15 protein-coding genes and 1 pseudogene are annotated in these 16,637 nt (G+C 45.7%); 15 read left to right on the top strand and 1 reads right to left on the bottom strand.

Translation table 11 applies throughout. The features are described from left to right. The first annotated feature begins 23 nt into the window (after positions 1–23). The 13 genes and pseudogenes from hemW (at position 24) to AC58QM_RS26505 (ending at position 13,845) form a co-directional block, all read left to right on the top strand. Entirely contained in the window at positions 24–1,175 is a 1,152-nt protein-coding gene (gene hemW, locus AC58QM_RS26565) for a radical SAM family heme chaperone HemW (protein ID WP_497287813.1), read from the top strand. Between the two features lie 141 nt (positions 1,176–1,316). Then, positions 1,317–1,790: an N-acetyltransferase gene (locus AC58QM_RS26560; RefSeq protein WP_312886367.1), complete on the top strand. Its 474-nt coding sequence runs from the start codon at positions 1,317–1,319 to the stop codon at positions 1,788–1,790. A gap of 110 nt (positions 1,791–1,900) precedes the next feature. After that, positions 1,901–2,929 carry a heat-inducible transcriptional repressor HrcA gene (gene hrcA / locus AC58QM_RS26555; RefSeq protein ID WP_497287812.1) on the top strand — a complete coding sequence of 343 codons (1,029 nt, stop codon included), beginning with the start codon at positions 1,901–1,903 and terminating at the stop codon, positions 2,927–2,929. Then, positions 2,926–4,467 (top strand): TCP-1/cpn60 chaperonin family protein, encoded by a 1,542-nt coding sequence (locus AC58QM_RS26550; protein ID WP_497287811.1) that lies wholly within the window; start codon positions 2,926–2,928, stop codon positions 4,465–4,467. The genes hrcA and AC58QM_RS26550 overlap by 4 nt, the downstream gene beginning before the upstream one ends. Positions 4,468–4,524: 57 nt before the next feature. Then, positions 4,525–5,088: a nucleotide exchange factor GrpE gene (gene grpE / locus AC58QM_RS26545; protein WP_497287810.1), complete on the top strand. Its 564-nt coding sequence runs from the start codon at positions 4,525–4,527 to the stop codon at positions 5,086–5,088. A gap of 69 nt (positions 5,089–5,157) precedes the next feature. Next, on the top strand, positions 5,158–6,996 hold the full coding sequence (gene dnaK / locus AC58QM_RS26540; protein WP_497287809.1) for a molecular chaperone DnaK: 1,839 nt from the start codon (positions 5,158–5,160) through the stop codon (positions 6,994–6,996). 124 nt (positions 6,997–7,120) lie between these two features. Continuing rightward, positions 7,121–8,254, top strand: a complete 1,134-nt coding sequence (gene dnaJ / locus AC58QM_RS26535) for a molecular chaperone DnaJ (protein ID WP_497287808.1) — start codon at positions 7,121–7,123, stop codon at positions 8,252–8,254. A 571-nt stretch (positions 8,255–8,825) separates the two neighbouring features. Beyond that, positions 8,826–10,553 (top strand): alkaline phosphatase, encoded by a 1,728-nt coding sequence (locus tag AC58QM_RS26530; protein ID WP_497287807.1) that lies wholly within the window; start codon positions 8,826–8,828, stop codon positions 10,551–10,553. An 83-nt stretch (positions 10,554–10,636) separates the two neighbouring features. Further along, entirely contained in the window at positions 10,637–11,314 is a 678-nt protein-coding gene (locus tag AC58QM_RS26525; RefSeq protein ID WP_497287806.1) for an ABC transporter ATP-binding protein, read from the top strand. Continuing rightward, on the top strand, positions 11,311–12,522 hold the full coding sequence (locus AC58QM_RS26520; RefSeq protein WP_497287805.1) for an ABC transporter permease: 1,212 nt from the start codon (positions 11,311–11,313) through the stop codon (positions 12,520–12,522). The genes AC58QM_RS26525 and AC58QM_RS26520 overlap by 4 nt, the downstream gene beginning before the upstream one ends. A 12-nt stretch (positions 12,523–12,534) precedes the next feature. Beyond that, complete coding sequence (locus AC58QM_RS26515; protein ID WP_497287804.1) at positions 12,535–13,326, top strand: hypothetical protein; 792 nt, start codon at positions 12,535–12,537, stop codon at positions 13,324–13,326. A gap of 91 nt (positions 13,327–13,417) precedes the next feature. Beyond that, a pseudogene (locus AC58QM_RS26510) lies at positions 13,418–13,570 on the top strand (YfhD family protein); the annotation flags it as partial. Next, on the top strand, positions 13,570–13,845 hold the full coding sequence (locus AC58QM_RS26505) for a hypothetical protein (protein WP_497287803.1): 276 nt from the start codon (positions 13,570–13,572) through the stop codon (positions 13,843–13,845). The pseudogene AC58QM_RS26510 and the gene AC58QM_RS26505, both read left to right, overlap by 1 nt. Positions 13,846–13,920: 75 nt before the next feature. On the opposite strand, the gene AC58QM_RS26500 is transcribed toward AC58QM_RS26505, so the two are convergent. Then, positions 13,921–14,727 carry a glycerophosphodiester phosphodiesterase gene (locus AC58QM_RS26500; protein WP_497287802.1) on the bottom strand — a complete coding sequence of 269 codons (807 nt, stop codon included), beginning with the start codon at positions 14,725–14,727 and terminating at the stop codon, positions 13,921–13,923. Positions 14,728–14,937: 210 nt separating this feature from the next. Here AC58QM_RS26500 and prmA point away from each other — a divergent pair, with 210 nt between their 5' ends. Both prmA and AC58QM_RS26490 read left to right on the top strand, forming a co-directional pair. Continuing rightward, positions 14,938–15,912, top strand: a complete 975-nt coding sequence (prmA, locus tag AC58QM_RS26495) for a 50S ribosomal protein L11 methyltransferase (RefSeq protein ID WP_497287801.1) — start codon at positions 14,938–14,940, stop codon at positions 15,910–15,912. Between the two features lie 10 nt (positions 15,913–15,922). Beyond that, entirely contained in the window at positions 15,923–16,594 is a 672-nt protein-coding gene (locus AC58QM_RS26490; RefSeq protein ID WP_497287800.1) for a site-2 protease family protein, read from the top strand. Positions 16,595–16,637: the final 43 nt, after the last annotated feature.

The following is a 16,637-nucleotide window of genomic DNA, read 5'->3' as shown; positions in this document are numbered from 1 at the left end:
AAAGATAGAAAGGAATACCCCTTATGTTAGTTAACTATACAACGCCAACAGCGGTGTACATTCATATCCCCTTTTGCACAAACAAATGTCATTATTGTGATTTCAATTCCTACGTCCTCAAAGGGCAGCCTGTGATGGAATATTTAGATGCGCTTGAGCGTGAAATGGAGCTTACCGTAAGAAACAATCCGCCACAAAAGGTGGAGACGATCTTTGTTGGTGGCGGAACGCCAACCGTACTTTTGCCAGATCAAATGGAGCGATTCCTCAAGATTGTTCGAACTTATTTCCCGGCGGATAGCGCGGAAGTAGAATTCTCCATGGAAGCTAACCCAGGAACAACGGACGAAGATAAGCTGGCAGTGATGAAAGCTGGCGGTGTGAATCGTATTAGCTTCGGTGTGCAATCTTTTAACAATGACATCCTTGCGGCGATCGGCCGTATTCATAATACAGATGATGTGCACAGAAGCATTGCCAATGCGAAGAAATTAGGTTTTGATAATTTATCGATTGACCTGATGTTCGGACTTCCAAAGCAAACCGTGGAAATTATGCAGGCAACATTGGATGAGGCGCTGTCTCTTGATTTACAGCATTATTCAATCTACAGCTTGAAAGTAGAAGAAAACACCTTATTCCACACCTTATTCAACAAAAATCAACTGCCTCTCCCAAGTGAAGATGAGGAAGTCGATATGTACGAACTCATTATGCGCCGATTGGAGAGTGCGGGTTACAAGCAATATGAAATCAGTAACTTTGCCAAGCCTGGCCGCGAGAGCAGACATAATACGATGTATTGGCGTAATCGCTCCTATTACGGATTAGGCGCAGGTGCACACGGGTATATGAATGGTAAGCGTCATGTGAATGTGAAGGGCATCCAACCTTACATTGATGCTACGAAGCTGGGATTACCGATCATGGAGCAATTCGACGTTACGCCGCAAGAAGCCATGGAAGACTTTATGATGGTTGGACTGCGATTGCTAGAAGGTGTGCGTAGCACGGACTTCATGGATCAATTCGGAGAGACGATCGAAGCCCACTTCGGAACTACACTGCAAAGCTGGATCAACAAGAAGCTGATTGAGCAAACGCCAGAAGGTTATCGTTTGTCCAAGCACGGTATTTTGTTAGGAAATGAAGTCTTCGCCTCGTTCTTAAGCTAAACCAATATCAAGCAAAAAACGCTTGTGCATTTATACGTTTCGTTGTATATTTATACATGAATCCACAAGCGAAACAGCGGAAAGCCGCAGGGCGCTAGCGTGGCTTTTATGCATTTTTGTGCGAATGGTGGGTGGGGAAGCGTGAATACATCAACTACGGTGTCCGTAAGAAAAGCTTCGGTGGATGATATCGATAAGCTTTTTGAAATTATACAGGGGTATGCCAAGCAAGGCATCATGCTGCCGCGGAGCAGGGAAATGCTCCAAGATCAAATTGATACGTTTGTTGTCGCTGAATTCGATGGCCTATTAATAGGCTGCGGTTCACTGACGAGGTTGGGGCCAGATCTGGTTGAGATTCGCTCACTTGGGATGACGCCTGGCTACAAGGGTCAAGGAATCGGCGGCAAGCTTGTTGACTTCTTAGTTGAAGAGGCAAGAAGCCAAGGAATTATTAAAGTTATGGCACTTACTTATGAAGTGGCGTTCTTCCAAAAAAACGGCTTTACACTCGTTCCGAAGGAGATTTTTCCTGAGAAGGTTTGGAGAGACTGCATGCATTGCAAAAAACAGTATTGCTGCGATGAAATCGCCGTACTTAAACGTTTGGATTGACTTGACAACAGACCTTAGGGTCTGTTATTTTTGTATTAGGATTTAGCACTCACTAAATACGAGTGCTAACGAAGGTGGCAAATAGTGAGAAGTGAGGAGGAGGGGTACTCATGTTGACAGAGCGCCAACGCATGATTTTAAGTGCAATCATTGATGATTACGTTCGTTCAGCGGAGCCAATTGGTTCGCGAAGTATTTCGAAGCGTGGGAATGTTGGTTTTAGTCCAGCAACCATACGTAATGAAATGTCTGATCTCGAAGAAATGGGCTATCTTGAGCAGCCTCATACGTCCGCAGGTCGTATTCCTTCACACAAGGGTTATCGCTATTATGTCGATCATTTGTTGAAGCACGGCTCCTTGCATAGTCATGATTTGGACTCTATGAAGGGTGCTTTCGCAGAGCGTATTCAAGAGATGGAAGGTGTTATTCAGCACGTTGCTGGCATGCTCTCCAGTCTTACGAATTACACCTCTATTGTGCTCGGTCCTGAAGTGTTTAGCACGACATTGAAACATATCCAGATCATTCCGATCTCGGATTCAACGGCTGTTGCCATCCTGGTGATGAACACAGGTCATGTTGAGAATAAGACGGTCACGATCCCGGAAGGCATTCCGATGTCAGAGATCGAGAAAGTCGTTAATATTTTGAACACGAGGCTTAAGAATGTGCCGCTAGTTCAGTTTAAATCAAAGCTCTACAATGAGATATCAAATGAGTTAAGCAAATATGTGACTGGCTATCAAGAGCTTCTTGGTATGGTTGAGAGTGTTCTGCAAAGCGATGAGAAGGACCGTGTTTTCCTCAGTGGCATGACGAATATGCTCACACAGCCTGAGTTCAAGGATGTGGAGAAAGTGAAGAGCATTTTTGATCTGCTGGAAGAAGCGCCAACCCTCATTAAGTTATTTACTCCGTCAAATGAAGGCATTGAGATAAAAATTGGTGCTGAGAATAGTATTGAAGCCATATCGAATTGCAGCTTAATCACAGCTTCATACTCCATTGCCGGTACGCCGCTTGGAACGATTGGTATTTTGGGACCTACTCGAATGGAATACGGTAGAGTCATTGGTTTAATGGAACATCTATCGAAACATATGGAACTGGTCCTAGGACGTTGGTATGGCAAATGACAGGAGTCAAACCCATGCATGGTGAAAGTGAAGAACGGTACTCTACGTTAGTCAATAATGCCGCGGCAGTTCGGGCGATTTGTTCGGCAGTCGAAGGAACCCTTGGTCCTAAGGGGCTAGACACAATGTTGGTCGGTGGCCAAGGCGATGTCATTATTACCAACGATGGTGTGACGATATTGGAAAAAATGGATGTTACGCATCCAGCAGCGAGATTGATGATTCAAGTTGCTCGCAGTCAACAACGGCAGATTGGCGATGGAACGACAACAGCTACTGTGCTAGCTGGCGCGATGGTGCAAGAAGGTGTTGCCCAAGTTACGCGAGGTGTTCCAGTAGCTAAGGTTGTCACTGGTATGCTGCAAGGGATTGAATTGGCCGTAGCTAGTCTAGAGGGGCGCAGTCGTAAAATCACTGGTCTCGCAGATCGAGCGCTTCAGCGTATTGCTTACACGGCAGGGCGAGAGCAGACGGATATCGCTAAGCTTGTTATCCAAGCAGCCGAAGCCGTTGGTGAGGCGAAGCTGCGCGAAGAGGGCTATCGCTTCGCGGACAGCGTGCTCGCTCACGAAGTAGCGAGCAGTGAGGTCTGGACCGGCATTCTGCTGAACCAGAAGCCGATGAACCTGCATCTCGAGCAGGAGCGCCGAGATGCCCGCATCCTCGTGCTGCATGATGCTCTGGAGCCTGAGGCGGTCAGCGAGGAATCGCTGGTCACCGAGGCAGGCTTCCAGCGTTACATGCAGCTCCGAGAGCACTTCCGCAGCTCCCTAGGCTTGCTGCTGGAGCTTGGCGTCGGTCTGATTGCATCAGACCGCGGGGTTGACCCAGAGGCGGAGCAGTTTTGCTCCGACCATGGCATTCTCGTGCTGCAGCGGTTGTCCCGCAGGGACTTGCAGCTGCTGAGCGAGCACACCGGCGCTAGGCCGGTGCGGCGCACGGCGCTGCGTAAGAGCGCGCCGGAGCTGAGCGCTGCGCTCGGACACGCGGGCTATGCCGCGTATGACGAGCGGCTGGAGCGCGTGCGCGTCGCGCAGGGTCACGGCGAGCAGCACGTGACCGTGATCGTTGGCGCTGCGACGCGCGAAGCGGCGCATGAGCGCTCGCGCATCGCGAAGGACGCTGCGTCAGCCGTTCAAGCCGCCGTGCGCGGCGGGTACTTACCCGGCGGCGGTGCAGCGGAGATGGCCGTCGCGCATGATCTGGAGCGTGTGCGCGAGACGATGAAGGGCATGGAGGGCTTTGGTGTGGCCGCTGTCGCGGGAGCACTGCGCAAGCCATTGTCACAAATCGTAGTGAACGCAGGCTACAATCCGCTCGAGAAGGTTGAAGAGCTGAAAGCGGCCCAGCTAGAACAGGATACGGACAGCCTAGGTATCGATTGCGATACGGGGCTGATCACGGATTTTGTGGAAGCAGGGATCATGGATCCGACAGATGTGAAAATTCACGCGCTGCAAGCGGCTGGTGAAGTTGCTGCCGCGGTACTGCGTATCCATACAGTGATCAAGATGAAGCAACCTTTTGAAGAGAATTAATTATGGGCAAACTAAACCCAAATATGTCGTGTATTATGTTTAGGAGGTGAAGGACAATTGAGTACTGGAGATAACAAAACAGTGGAACAAGACATTAACACTACATACGCAGCCGAGAATGAATCAACGACAGAGCAAGAAGTCGTTGAGGAAATCGTTACCGAGGAAGCGAATAGCGAATTGGAACAGGCGCGTGTGCAAGCCGAAGAAAACTATCAGCGTTTATTACGCGTTCAAGCGGACTTCGACAACTTCCGTCGCCGTGCAAGAGCGGAGAAGGAAGATTTCGCGAAATACGCTTCGCTTAAATTGATTGAACAGCTATTACCGATTGTGGATAACTTTGATCGCGCGCTGTCTTCAAGTAAAGAGACGAAGGATTTCGACGCATTGGCCAAAGGCTTGGATATGACGTACCGCGGGATCGATCAACTATTAACTGCTGAAGGGCTTAAGCCTATCGAAGCTGTTGGTCAACCTTTCAATCCTGAATTCCATCAAGCCGTGATGCAAGTGGAGTCTGAGGAGCATGAAGAAGGTATCGTCGTTGAAGAATTGCAAAAAGGCTATATCCTCAAAGACAAGGTCATCCGACCAGCCATGGTTAAAGTTAGCGTATAAGGGATCTTATCTTTTTAACATTAAATAAACTAATGACGTTCCTAGGGGAACATAAGGAGGCATCTTTACATGAGTAAAGTAATTGGTATTGACTTAGGTACTACAAATTCTTGCGTTGCCGTTATGGAAGGCGGAGAAGCCGTCGTAATTCCAAATCCAGAAGGTAACCGTACAACGCCTTCCGTTGTAGGTTTCAAAAAAGATGGCGAGCGTGTTGTTGGTGAAACAGCAAAGCGTCAAGCAATCACAAACCCAGACAAAACAATCAGCTCCATCAAGCGTCACATTGGTACGAATCACAAGGAGCATATTGATGGCAAAGACTACACGCCACAAGAGATCTCTGCAATCATCCTGCAAAAGCTAAAAGCAGACGCGGAGGCTTACCTTGGCCAAACGGTTACACAAGCGGTAATCACGGTTCCTGCTTACTTTAACGACAGCCAACGTCAAGCGACGAAGGATGCTGGTAAAATTGCTGGTCTTGAAGTTCTTCGTATCGTCAATGAGCCAACTGCAGCAGCACTTGCTTACGGTTTGGAAAAAACAGAAGATCAAACGATTCTCGTTTATGACCTTGGTGGCGGTACATTTGACGTATCCATCCTTGAGCTAGGCGATGGTTTCTTCGAAGTTAAAGCAACAAGCGGCGACAACAAATTGGGCGGCGATGACTTTGACCAAGTTGTTATGGATTACCTCGTTGCTGAATTCAAAAAAGAGCAAGGCATTGACCTTTCCAAAGACAAAGCTGCTGTTCAACGTTTGAAAGATGCTGCTGAAAAAGCCAAAAAAGAACTTTCCGGTGTTTTGACAACGACAGTTTCCCTTCCGTTCATCACGGTAGCAGACGGCGTTCCTCAGCATTTGGAGTTGAATATTTCACGTGCGAAGTTCGATGAGCTTACTTCTGGACTTGTTGAAAGAACACTAGGACCAACTCGTCAAGCACTTCAAGATTCCGGTTTGTCCACAAGCCAAATCGATAAAGTTGTTCTTGTTGGTGGATCCACACGTATTCCAGCGGTTGTAGAAGCAATCAAGAAATTGATTGGTAAAGAGCCACACAAAGGTGTTAACCCGGATGAAGTTGTTGCCCTTGGTGCAGCTGTTCAAGCTGGTGTTTTGACTGGTGAAGTAAAAGACGTTGTTCTTCTAGACGTAACACCACTTTCCCTTGGTATCGAAACAGCAGGCGGCGTATTCACGAAAATGATCGACCGCAACACAACGATTCCTACTACGAAATCACAAGTGTACTCCACTTACGCAGATAACCAAACTAGCGTTGAGATTCACGTACTTCAAGGTGAGCGCTCCATGGCTAGCGGTAACAAAACACTTGGCCGCTTCATGCTAGGTGACATTCCTCCAGCTCCACGTGGCGTTCCACAAATCGAAGTTAGCTTCGATATCGATGCGAACGGTATCGTTAACGTGTCTGCTTTGGATAAAGGAACAGGCAAAAGCCAAAAAATCACGATCACTTCTTCCAGCGGCTTGAGTGATAGCGAAGTTGAACAAATGGTGAAAGACGCGGAAGCGCATGCTGAAGAAGATCGCGCACGTAAAGAGCTTGTAGAAGCTCGTAACGAAGCTGATCAATTGGTATATTCCGTTGACAAAACGATCAAAGATCTTGGCGACAAAGTTGACCAAGGCGAGATCGACAAAGCGAATGCAGCAAAAGAGAAAGTAACAGCTGCTCTTACTGGCAACGATCTTGAAACGATCAAAAAAGCAACAGAAGAATTAACAGAAGTGATTCAACAATTGTCTGTTAAATTATATGAGCAAGCTTCCCAAGATCAAGGCCAAGGTCCTGATGCTGGCGCAGGTGAAGCTCCTAAAGGCAGAGAAAATGTTGTTGACGCTGACTACGAAGTAGTTGACGAACCTAAAAAATAAACATATTCTAACTAAATAGAAGTTTAAAGAAGTTCTTTAAACACTGTTTGTTATCAATTAACGTAAGAGTCAAAGCCAAGGGGAGGTTCTCCGTGGCTTTGACTTTCCGTTTGTAGTCTTGAACATGGGAGTGGAACAAGTGAGTAAACGTGATTATTACGAGGTATTAGGTCTCGGCAAGGATGCTTCGCAGGATGAGATCAAGAAGGCTTACCGCAAAATGGCACGTCAATATCACCCTGACGTCAATAAAGCGGCGGATGCTGAAGATAAGTTCAAAGAAGCTAAAGATGCGTATGATGTTCTGAGTGATGATCAGAAGAAATCGCAGTACGATCAGTTCGGTCACGTTGATCCGAATCAAGGATTTGGCGGCGGCCAAGACTTCAGCGGCGGCTTCGGGGATATCTTTGATATGTTCTTCGGTGGCGGCGGTGGTGGTAATCGTCGTAATCCGAATGCACCGCAACGCGGTAACGATTTGCAATATACGATGACAGTGGAATTCAAAGAAGCCATTTTTGGTAAAGAAATGGATATCAACATTCCTCGTACAGAGAATTGCGATACCTGTCATGGTTCAGGTGCCAAAGCTGGAACGAAACCAGAAACTTGTGGCGGCTGTCACGGCAGCGGACAACAAGAAGTGGTTCAGAATACAGCATTTGGCCGTATTGTAAATCGCCGCGTGTGTACGTCCTGTAATGGTTCCGGTAAAATCATCAAAGAAAAATGCGGAACGTGTCATGGCGCTGGTAAAGTGAAGAAAACACGCACAATTCACATTAAGATTCCAGCAGGTGTGGATGATGGTGCTCAACTTCGCGTATCTGGTGAAGGTGAAAGTGGGACTCGCGGAGGCCCATCTGGTGACCTTTATGTCGTTATTCGTGTCAAAAATCACGAGTTCTTCCAACGTGAAGGCAATGACGTATATTGTGAAGTGCCATTGACTTTCATGCAGGCAGCCCTTGGTGATGAAATTGAAATCCCAACGCTGACGGAGAAAGTAAAACTCAAGATTCCAGCTGGTACCCAAACGGATACGTATTTCCGACTCAAAGGCAAAGGCGTTCCCCATCTTCGTGGCTTTGGTCAAGGGGATCAACACGTGAAGGTTATCGTGATGACACCGACGAATTTGTCAGAAGATCAAAAGGATTTGCTTCGTCAGTTTGGAAAGCAAAGCGGCGAGCATACGCATGAGCAAAGTCAGTCTATTTTTGAACGTATGAAAAGAGCCTTCTTAGGCGACTAGTTAACTATGGCACCTCGCTTGTGGATGACAGATGTATTCTGTGCATTCACACGTTTGGGGTGCTTTTTGTTTTGGAAAATAGGCGAGGGGTGAAAAGAGATCATCCGTTGGATAAATCCATTGTAATCGTAGAATTGAAGGTGAGAAAACGTATTCTATTGGATTTTTCCAATCCAGCTACGCAAAATGGGCTGAAAAAGACGGGGGATGTGACATTACATTGGAGTAATCCAATTAAATACAATTTTCAGGGTGGATTTTAAACAATTCAGTGGATTTATCCATTGGACACTAGTTCGTGGTTGCTCCCAACACCCAAACTCCAGCCCAACCCTTCATTCAGCACCCAGCCACCAACCCACCAATCAGTCAATTGATCAGCATCCCCGTCTAACGGACATAGAACCCACCACCTGTTTAAAATCAGGACAGACGAAACGCTAGCGCCCCCTATTAATGATCCCTTAACATATCCCATCAAATTTACAAAACCTACATATGAACTTGACGTTCTCCAAATCTATGAGCCTTATGCTAGTAAGGTGAAATACTATTTTTGGAGGGAAAACATTTGAAAAAAGCGTTAAAACAAATCATGAGTTCTGGAATGGCAGTTTCCTTATTAACTCTAAGTCTAGCAGGGACAGTTTCTGCTGCAGATTCAGCGGCACCGTCAACTTCAGTTGCTCCACCTTCTAAAAATTTGATTGTTCTTATCGGCGATGGAATGGGACCTGCTGAAGTAACAGCTGCTCGTTATTACGCGAAAAAGTTCCTAGGTAAAGATCGTCTGGAGTTAGATGGCGGTTATTATGTTGGAAAAGCGACTACATACTCACAAGCAAGTCCTTACACAACGGAGTCTGGTGCAATTACGGATTCTGCAGCAGCGGCGACAGCATTTTCAACAGGGAATAAGACATACAACAATGCAATCAGTGTCTCTAACGGTGAAGTAGCTTCACCTTATGCTTCTGTGATTGAAGCGGCTATGAAGCAAGGCAAAGCAACGGGTCTAGTATCAACAGATAATATTACTGGAGCTACGCCTGCTGTATGGGCATCCCATGTACGTCAACGCAGCAATCAAAATGCAATTGCTTCGCAATATTTGAACAGTGGTGTCGACGTTATTTTCGGTGGAGGTAAGGTCAACTTCACGACGAAAGAAGATAAAGGAAAACGTACGGACAAAAACATCATTCCTGACTTTCAAGCTAAAGGGTACCAAACGGCTTTTGATAAAAAAGGCTTGGATGCCATCCCTGTAACTGCAGGTAAAGCGCTTGGACTTTTCGCAGATGCGGAAATTCCTTACGTACTTGACCGTACAGAGACTGTGCCTAGCTTGCCGCAATTATCGCAAAAGGCATTGGATATTTTATCCCAAAATAAAAATGGTTTCGTCTTATTGGTAGAGCAAGGCCGTATCGATCACGCTGGTCATGCCAACGATCTGCCTGCAAACATTCAAGAAATGCTAGAGCTGGATGCTACATTCAAGACATTAGTTGATTTTGCTAAAAAAGATGGCAATACCTCTGTTGTTGTTTCAGCGGATCATGAGACAGGTGGTCTTTCCCTTGCGAGAGACAATGTTTATGAAATAAATGTAGATCTGTTTAACAAACAGAAACATACCTACGAGTATATCGATGCTATTTTGAAAAAAGCGCAAACAGCAGAAGATATCCGCAAAATCGTTGCAGACAATATTGGCTTCACGGATCTGTCGGATGAAGAGGTTCAATTGATTTTGAATGGCGATGGCTCCTCCTACGGACGTGGCGGCGGTTATAATGCAGTCGTGTCGAAACGCCTTGCAGTTGGCTGGACAGGACATGGTCATACTGGGGTTGATGTTGGTGTGTGGGCATATGGTCCAATAGCTTCTCTAGTTAAAGGCGACATCGATAATACGGACATCGCGAAAAATGGTGCAAAAGTGATTGGTGCTGATTTGGCAGCTGCCACGAAAGAGCTTCAGGACAAATATCTGTACCCAATGTTCAAAGTAACGCGTGATTCCAAAACGTTGTTTACTGCAAGATCACTAGCAGAATCTCTCGGCATTCAAGTAGGCTGGGATGAAGCCACACATACCGTAACTTTTACAAAAGATAGTCAAAAGATCTCTGTTCTTGTCTCAACGGGAGAGATTACTGTGAATGGTACTGCAAGTGCATGGGTTGGCAATGTGGATAACGGTAAGTTGTATTTGCCGCTTGAAGCTTTTAATCAACTGACTGGAAAAACATTCACATGGGATTCCTTCAATGAGCGCATTGTAAAAAATTAATTATAGGAGCAGACGGACATGGGGGGCTCCTTCCCTGTGTCCTCTTTTCTTTTTGTAGTCGAATAGAAGTAAGGAGGGTTTGCATGATTAGCATGCAGGGAATAACGAAATCGTTCCGACTCCATGGTCAAAACTTGCCAATCTTGCAAATAGCGAAGTGGCATATTCAAAAAGGTGAAAGAATCGCGCTAATGGGACCGAGTGGCTGTGGGAAAAGCACGCTTTTACATCTGTTAAGCGGCGTCATCACGCCAGAACAGGGGGAGATCTGGGTAGCTGATCAACCGGTTCATCTTCTCTCCGAAAGTAAAAGAGATCGCTTTAGAGCGGAGAAGATCGGCTATATTTTTCAGGATTTTCATCTCATTTCTTCACTTTCCTTAAGAAAAAACGTTGAGTTAATTCTGCCGCGTACTTGGTCGAAAAAGGAGCGAACGGATAAGCTTGACGATTGGTTTGAACGTGTAGGCCTGAAAGATCGTAGGGACCATCTACCGTCGCAACTCTCGCGGGGGCAACAACAAAGAGCCGCAATTGTTAGGGCTTTAATTACAAAGCCCCCACTACTGTTAGCGGATGAGCCGACTGGCAGCTTGGATTGGGAGACAGGGAGTGAGTTGATGGCCTTGTTGCTTGAGATTTGTAAAGCGGAGCAATTGACTTTGGTCTCAGTCACGCATGATCGACATATCGCTGAAATGTTTCCGACAAGAGTAGATATGCGAGAACTGAATGAGCTGCTTAGGAGTGTATCGGTATGAGTGTCATCTCTTTGCTTTGGAGCCAACTCTGGCATCGTAAAACCTTGTCACTATTGACGATTTGTTCTGTAGCTATTACAGGTGCCTTGGTTGTATTCCTTCTAATATGCAGTCAAGGCGTTGAGCGAGGCGCTGAGAATGGTTATGGACCTTTTGATGTCACCATTGGAGCCAAAGGCAGCAGTACACAGCTTGCCCTTAATACCTACTACCACATTGGTGCGCCTACGGGGAATATTCCAATCACGGTTTTAGATGATGTGCGCAAAAATGACTTCGTGGATTCGGCATATGCCATGACGACGGGTGACAATTATCAAGGGTTCCCAATTATCGGCATGGAGCCAGGTTATTTCCTGACACGCTATGGCGCTGGCAAACAAATGGCACAAGGTAATCTTTACGGAAAACAAGGCGAGACCATTGTTGGTTCCTATGTGGCAAGTTCGCTTGGTCTATCGGTGGGAGACACGTTTGTTGGTGCCCATGGACTTATACAGGAAGTAGGCGTGCATGAAGAGGAGGAAGAAGACGAAGAAGAGGGACATCATGCCTTTACATATACGGTAGTAGGTATATTGCCGCCACTTCATACATCAGATGATCGTGCTGTATTTACAACGTTGGATTATGCGTGGGCTGTTCACGAAAGTCAGAAAAGTGGCAAGCAAGATATTACAGCAATTCTTGTCAAACCGAAATCACTACTTGGTGCCCAGACCATCAAAACAGAGTTCGCACAATACAATAATGTGCAGTCTGTCTTTACGAGCAAGGCGGTAGCCGATGTAGTTAACGTTGTTGATCAAGGAACACAAGCAGTAAAATTCGTAACGGTCATTTGTATTTTACTCGCAGCAGGATCGATTTTATTATCGTTGGTTGCTGCCGTTCATGAACGCAAACGAGATGTTGCTTTACTGCGATTAATAGGGAAATCGAAGCAGTTCATCTGGTTTTCACTGATCGGAGAAGGTGTTCTTTTAACCATCATGGGGTTAATTGTCGGGATGACGCTTGGGCATCTAGGCGCATATCTAAGCAGTGATGTTGTTTTCGCGCAGACAGGTTTACAAATACAAGCGGGTTCTTACTTACCAGGGGAGTTTTTGCTGGTTGTAGTTACTTTATTGATTGCGATAGCTGCTTCAATTGGCCCAGCAATTCAAGCATATCGCGTTGATCCTTTGCAATTATTCCGGTCTTGAGGTGACGATAGGATGAGAAATAGATATTGCGGTATTGGACTGATGTTAGTCTTATGCGTTGTGGTTTCAGGTTGTGGTCAAAAGAAGACGGAATCGCCAGGACAATCTTTCGGTAGTATTGTTTCACCAACCGTCGCTTCTTCAGCGCCAGCTAGTCATGTGTCCTCCAAGGAGACACTTGCACCTGTTGCGACACCTGTAAGTCTAGCAACCATGGGTCCGGAATCGTCCCCAGCTCCAACTACGAAGCCTTCAGTGCCACCATCACCTTCCCCACAGGCACAGGTTAGTGAAACACAGCCCGTTGTAACGTCGCCGAAGTCTGCCGAGCCTGGAGGAAGTGCGGCTCCGAAGACAGAAACCAAACCAGTGGAGACCAAACCAGAAGCCAAACCGACAGAGCCTGTCAGTACGCCAAAATCGACAAAAAACCAATTGACCAACGAGATCAAATGGGGGGAGTTTTTCGATACGGCTAAGCAAGATACGCCCTCTAATAAGTTTTGGGATATGAACGGGAAGACCGTCCAGATCAAAGGATTTATGGGGGAGGTTTTGTCCTTTGAAAAGCACTGGTTCCTTCTGATTCCTCAACCTGGAGCAGAATGTCCATTCGATAATGGTGACGAGACATACTGGAATCAAATCATGATTGTGTATGTCCCCGATGCAGTGAAACTGAGATATACCTCGGGACCTCTTTTAATCACAGGGAAGCTCGATGTCGGCATTAAGCTTGATGAATCGGGCTACAAAACGATGTTTCGGTTGTATAATGCTTCTTTTGAGAAAATAAAGGAGTAATCGTGATGTAAGGATTTGCATAAAAAGGTTCTGGTTCGCAAACGATATATGGGGCTTTCAATAAAGGTATCAGGAATATAGGAGGCATACGTATATGAACCAGAAGCAAAATAGCCAATCACAAAGCAACCTGCCAGTTGCTAAGCAAGAGGATGTTGAATTTTCAGCAGAAGTAGCGGATAAGGATGATTTCGAGGCGGCCGCACGTGCGCAAGCAGCGGATGACCGTCAGGAAGATCAGTAATGGCTGAGCGAGGAATTCTTGCCTATTTTTACTCACCAGAGCAAGCAGAAGGTGTCGCTTCAAAATTAAAGGCATTACGAGCTGTGGATGTGCAGGTTGACCGTTTTTCGAATGATATTGGCAGCGGGTTGGAGTCATCCATGGCGGATAGTATGATTAGTAGTGATCATGAAGTTGATGCTGCTAGATTAGATATTGTTTTAGCTGCTGTGATTGATGAGAAATGTTATGAGCAAGCGATCCGTGTGATTGAAACAGCGGGCGGGACGGTTTAAACAAGAAGCACCTATTCCATTGAACCTCATTTGTTGAGGCTGAAGGAGCAGGTGCTTTTTTTACATGTACAACATTTATTCAACGCTCATCAAATTGACAAGCTTATCGGGATAATTCGTAATAATGCTGGACACACCTAGAGCGAGCATTCGTCTCATCATTCTAGTGTCATTGACTGTCCAAACATAAACTTCTTTATGGTGATTCTCGGCCAGTCTCATGAAAGATTCATTCACAAGCGGATATGCCGCAGAAATAACTTCATAATCAGAGCTTTTCATTAGCTCATCGAGATTTTCGGTGTTTTGACCTACAATGAGGCCAGTCTTAATGGCGGAGTTCAGAGATTTCACTTTATGCAAAAGCTCCGCATCGAAAGAGGTCACAGTACATTCTTTTACAAAATCATGGGACTGGATAATATCTACCGTTTTTTTGGCAAGATCCACCACATGACCGTTATTTTTTAGCTCGATATTCAACTTCAAATGACCTTTGGCGAGTGTAATAACTTCATCCAAAGTAGGGACATGCTCATCTTTGAAATCCTTATGATACCAACTTCCAGCACTGGCTTGTTGGAGCTCAGACGAGGTGACTTCCCACATATTTTTGTTGATACCAGTCGTTCTATCCGCACTATTATCATGCATAAGCATGACGATGCCATCTGCCGTTTCTTGGACATCTAACTCTGCATATCCAGCGTGATCGGCAATGGCTTGTTGAAACGCAGCTAGCGTATTCTCTGGCGTATGCCCTGAGCTTCCACGATGAGCAGTAACTTGACTGTAATTATCGGCACTCAAGGTTTTGGTTGTCAGGGGGGCGATAAGCGCCATTACAAGGAAAACAGGAAGTACCATGAGTGTTTTTCGCATAAGCTGTCTCCGTTCTTACAATAGATAATAATGATGACTTATTCAATGTAACACCAGATTGTTAGAACAGTGTTAAGAAAAATAAAAAAGCGCTTACATTGATGACTCCATTTTACCCCAGAAGCGAAGTGTAGTACAATGTTCTTTGTGAAAATAGCCTAATCGGGTGACATTTTCATATAGGAGTAACCGACAGGAGGAGCAATACCGATGCTTTGGCAAGAATTAACTGTACATACGACTGAAGAAGCGATTGAAATGATAACCAACTTTGTTCATGAATTGGGTGCCGGAGGTGTTTCCATCGAAGAATCCGGAACTTTAAATAAAGAGCGAGATACGTCATTCGGTCAATTATACGAAACACCGTTTAACGATATCCCGGAAGGAAGAGCTGTGATCAAAGGCTATTTCTACCATGGCACAGACATGGAGCCTGTTCTCGCGAATCTGAAGGCATCTGTTGAACAATTGGCGGATTTTGATATCGATACGGGAAATGCGACGTTTGAAGTTGTCGAAGTTGATGATGAAGACTGGGCACACGCATGGAAAACATATTTCAAACCGATTCGTGTATCTGATCGCTTAACCATTAAACCAACGTGGGAAGAATATACGGCTTCACCAGAGGAATTGATCTTGGAGCTTGACCCAGGAATGGCGTTCGGTACAGGTACACATGCAACGACATCACTTTGCTTGAAAACGCTAGAGAAAGTGCTGCAGCCTGGTGACGACGTGATTGATGTGGGAACGGGCTCAGGTATTCTTTCAATTGCAGCAGCTAAACTTGGAGCTAAACATGTCCTTGCTGTGGATCTAGATCCCGTAGCTGTTACTAGTGCGTTGGATAATACGAAGCAGAATCAACTCGAAGATAAAATTACTGTGAAACTTAGCGATCTTCTTGGCGTACTTAAAGAAAGCGAGTCCGAAGGGGATGCAGGGTTAGGTGTGTCAATTCCTGTTCAACTCGTCGTTGCGAACATTTTGGCAGAGGTCATTGTGATGTTCGTTGATGATGTGTACGAGGTGCTGCAACAAGGCGGATATTACATTACTTCAGGCATCATAACGAATAAAGAAGCGGATGTAGAAAAAGCACTGATTGCAGCTAAATTCACGATCGTAGAGAAAAACTATGATTCGAATTGGGTTGTGATCGTAGCTAGAAAGCTGTAGGTGTTGGTTCATGGGAGGCTTATTATTTTACGATTGGAATACGTTGCCGTTTGTCATCTTGGTGCTCGTACTTTCGTTTACGATTCATGAATGGGCGCATGCGTATAGCGCCTATAAATTAGGAGATTCTACGGCGTATCAGTTTGGCCGCGTCTCCTTGAACCCGATGGTCCATTTGGATCTTTTCGGGACGATCATGCTGCTGATTGCCGGCTTTGGTTGGGCGAAGCCGGTGCCCGTAAACCGTGGTAATTTCAAGCGACCTCGCTTGTTTGGCATTATTGTAACCGCGGCTGGACCGATTAGTAACTTGATTATGGCCTTTATTACGTTATTTATTTTCGCTCTGTTCCAGAAGTATGGTTGGTTAGATGGGATGTCCAAAGGTAGCGGAGATGCGATTGTCTTGTTCTTGAAGCTGATGTTGAACATCAACATTACACTATTCCTGTTTAACTTAATACCAATTCCGCCGCTGGACGGGTATCGCATTATTCAAGATTTGGTTAACCTTAGATACACGGAAACTCTTCAAAAGTTTGAACAATGGGCGTCTGTGATTTTCCTTTTAGTCGTCTTTATCAGACCATTACGTCAGGTAACGTTAGATCCTTATCTACGCTTAGGTGACAGCATTATCAACCAGTTTGCCATTGTGATTACTAGCATACTGGGCATGTAACCTCTGACCAAACAGTTCCATATGGATTTTCAGGCTCAAACGA

The organism is Paenibacillus sp. J22P165, from assembly GCF_059692015.1.
The sequence above is the reverse complement of the archived record's forward strand: the minus strand, read 5'-3'. Positions and strand labels throughout refer to the sequence as shown.

Excerpts from the sequence above, each read along its gene's own strand:
- hemW (WP_497287813.1), top strand. The coding sequence starts at position 24 with ATGTTAGTTAACTATACAACGCCAACAGCGGTGTACATTCATATCCCC.
- hrcA (WP_497287812.1), top strand. The coding sequence starts at position 1,901 with ATGTTGACAGAGCGCCAACGCATGATTTTAAGTGCAATCATTGATGAT.
- AC58QM_RS26550 (WP_497287811.1), top strand. The coding sequence starts at position 2,926 with ATGACAGGAGTCAAACCCATGCATGGTGAAAGTGAAGAACGGTACTCT.
- dnaK (WP_497287809.1), top strand. The coding sequence starts at position 5,158 with ATGAGTAAAGTAATTGGTATTGACTTAGGTACTACAAATTCTTGCGTT.
- dnaJ (WP_497287808.1), top strand. The coding sequence starts at position 7,121 with ATGGGAGTGGAACAAGTGAGTAAACGTGATTATTACGAGGTATTAGGT.
- AC58QM_RS26525 (WP_497287806.1), top strand. The coding sequence starts at position 10,637 with ATGATTAGCATGCAGGGAATAACGAAATCGTTCCGACTCCATGGTCAA.
- AC58QM_RS26520 (WP_497287805.1), top strand. The coding sequence starts at position 11,311 with ATGAGTGTCATCTCTTTGCTTTGGAGCCAACTCTGGCATCGTAAAACC.
- AC58QM_RS26515 (WP_497287804.1), top strand. The coding sequence starts at position 12,535 with ATGAGAAATAGATATTGCGGTATTGGACTGATGTTAGTCTTATGCGTT.
- AC58QM_RS26505 (WP_497287803.1), top strand. The coding sequence starts at position 13,570 with ATGGCTGAGCGAGGAATTCTTGCCTATTTTTACTCACCAGAGCAAGCA.
- AC58QM_RS26500 (WP_497287802.1), bottom strand. The coding sequence starts at position 14,727 with ATGCGAAAAACACTCATGGTACTTCCTGTTTTCCTTGTAATGGCGCTT.
- prmA (WP_497287801.1), top strand. The coding sequence starts at position 14,938 with ATGCTTTGGCAAGAATTAACTGTACATACGACTGAAGAAGCGATTGAA.
- AC58QM_RS26490 (WP_497287800.1), top strand. The coding sequence starts at position 15,923 with ATGGGAGGCTTATTATTTTACGATTGGAATACGTTGCCGTTTGTCATC.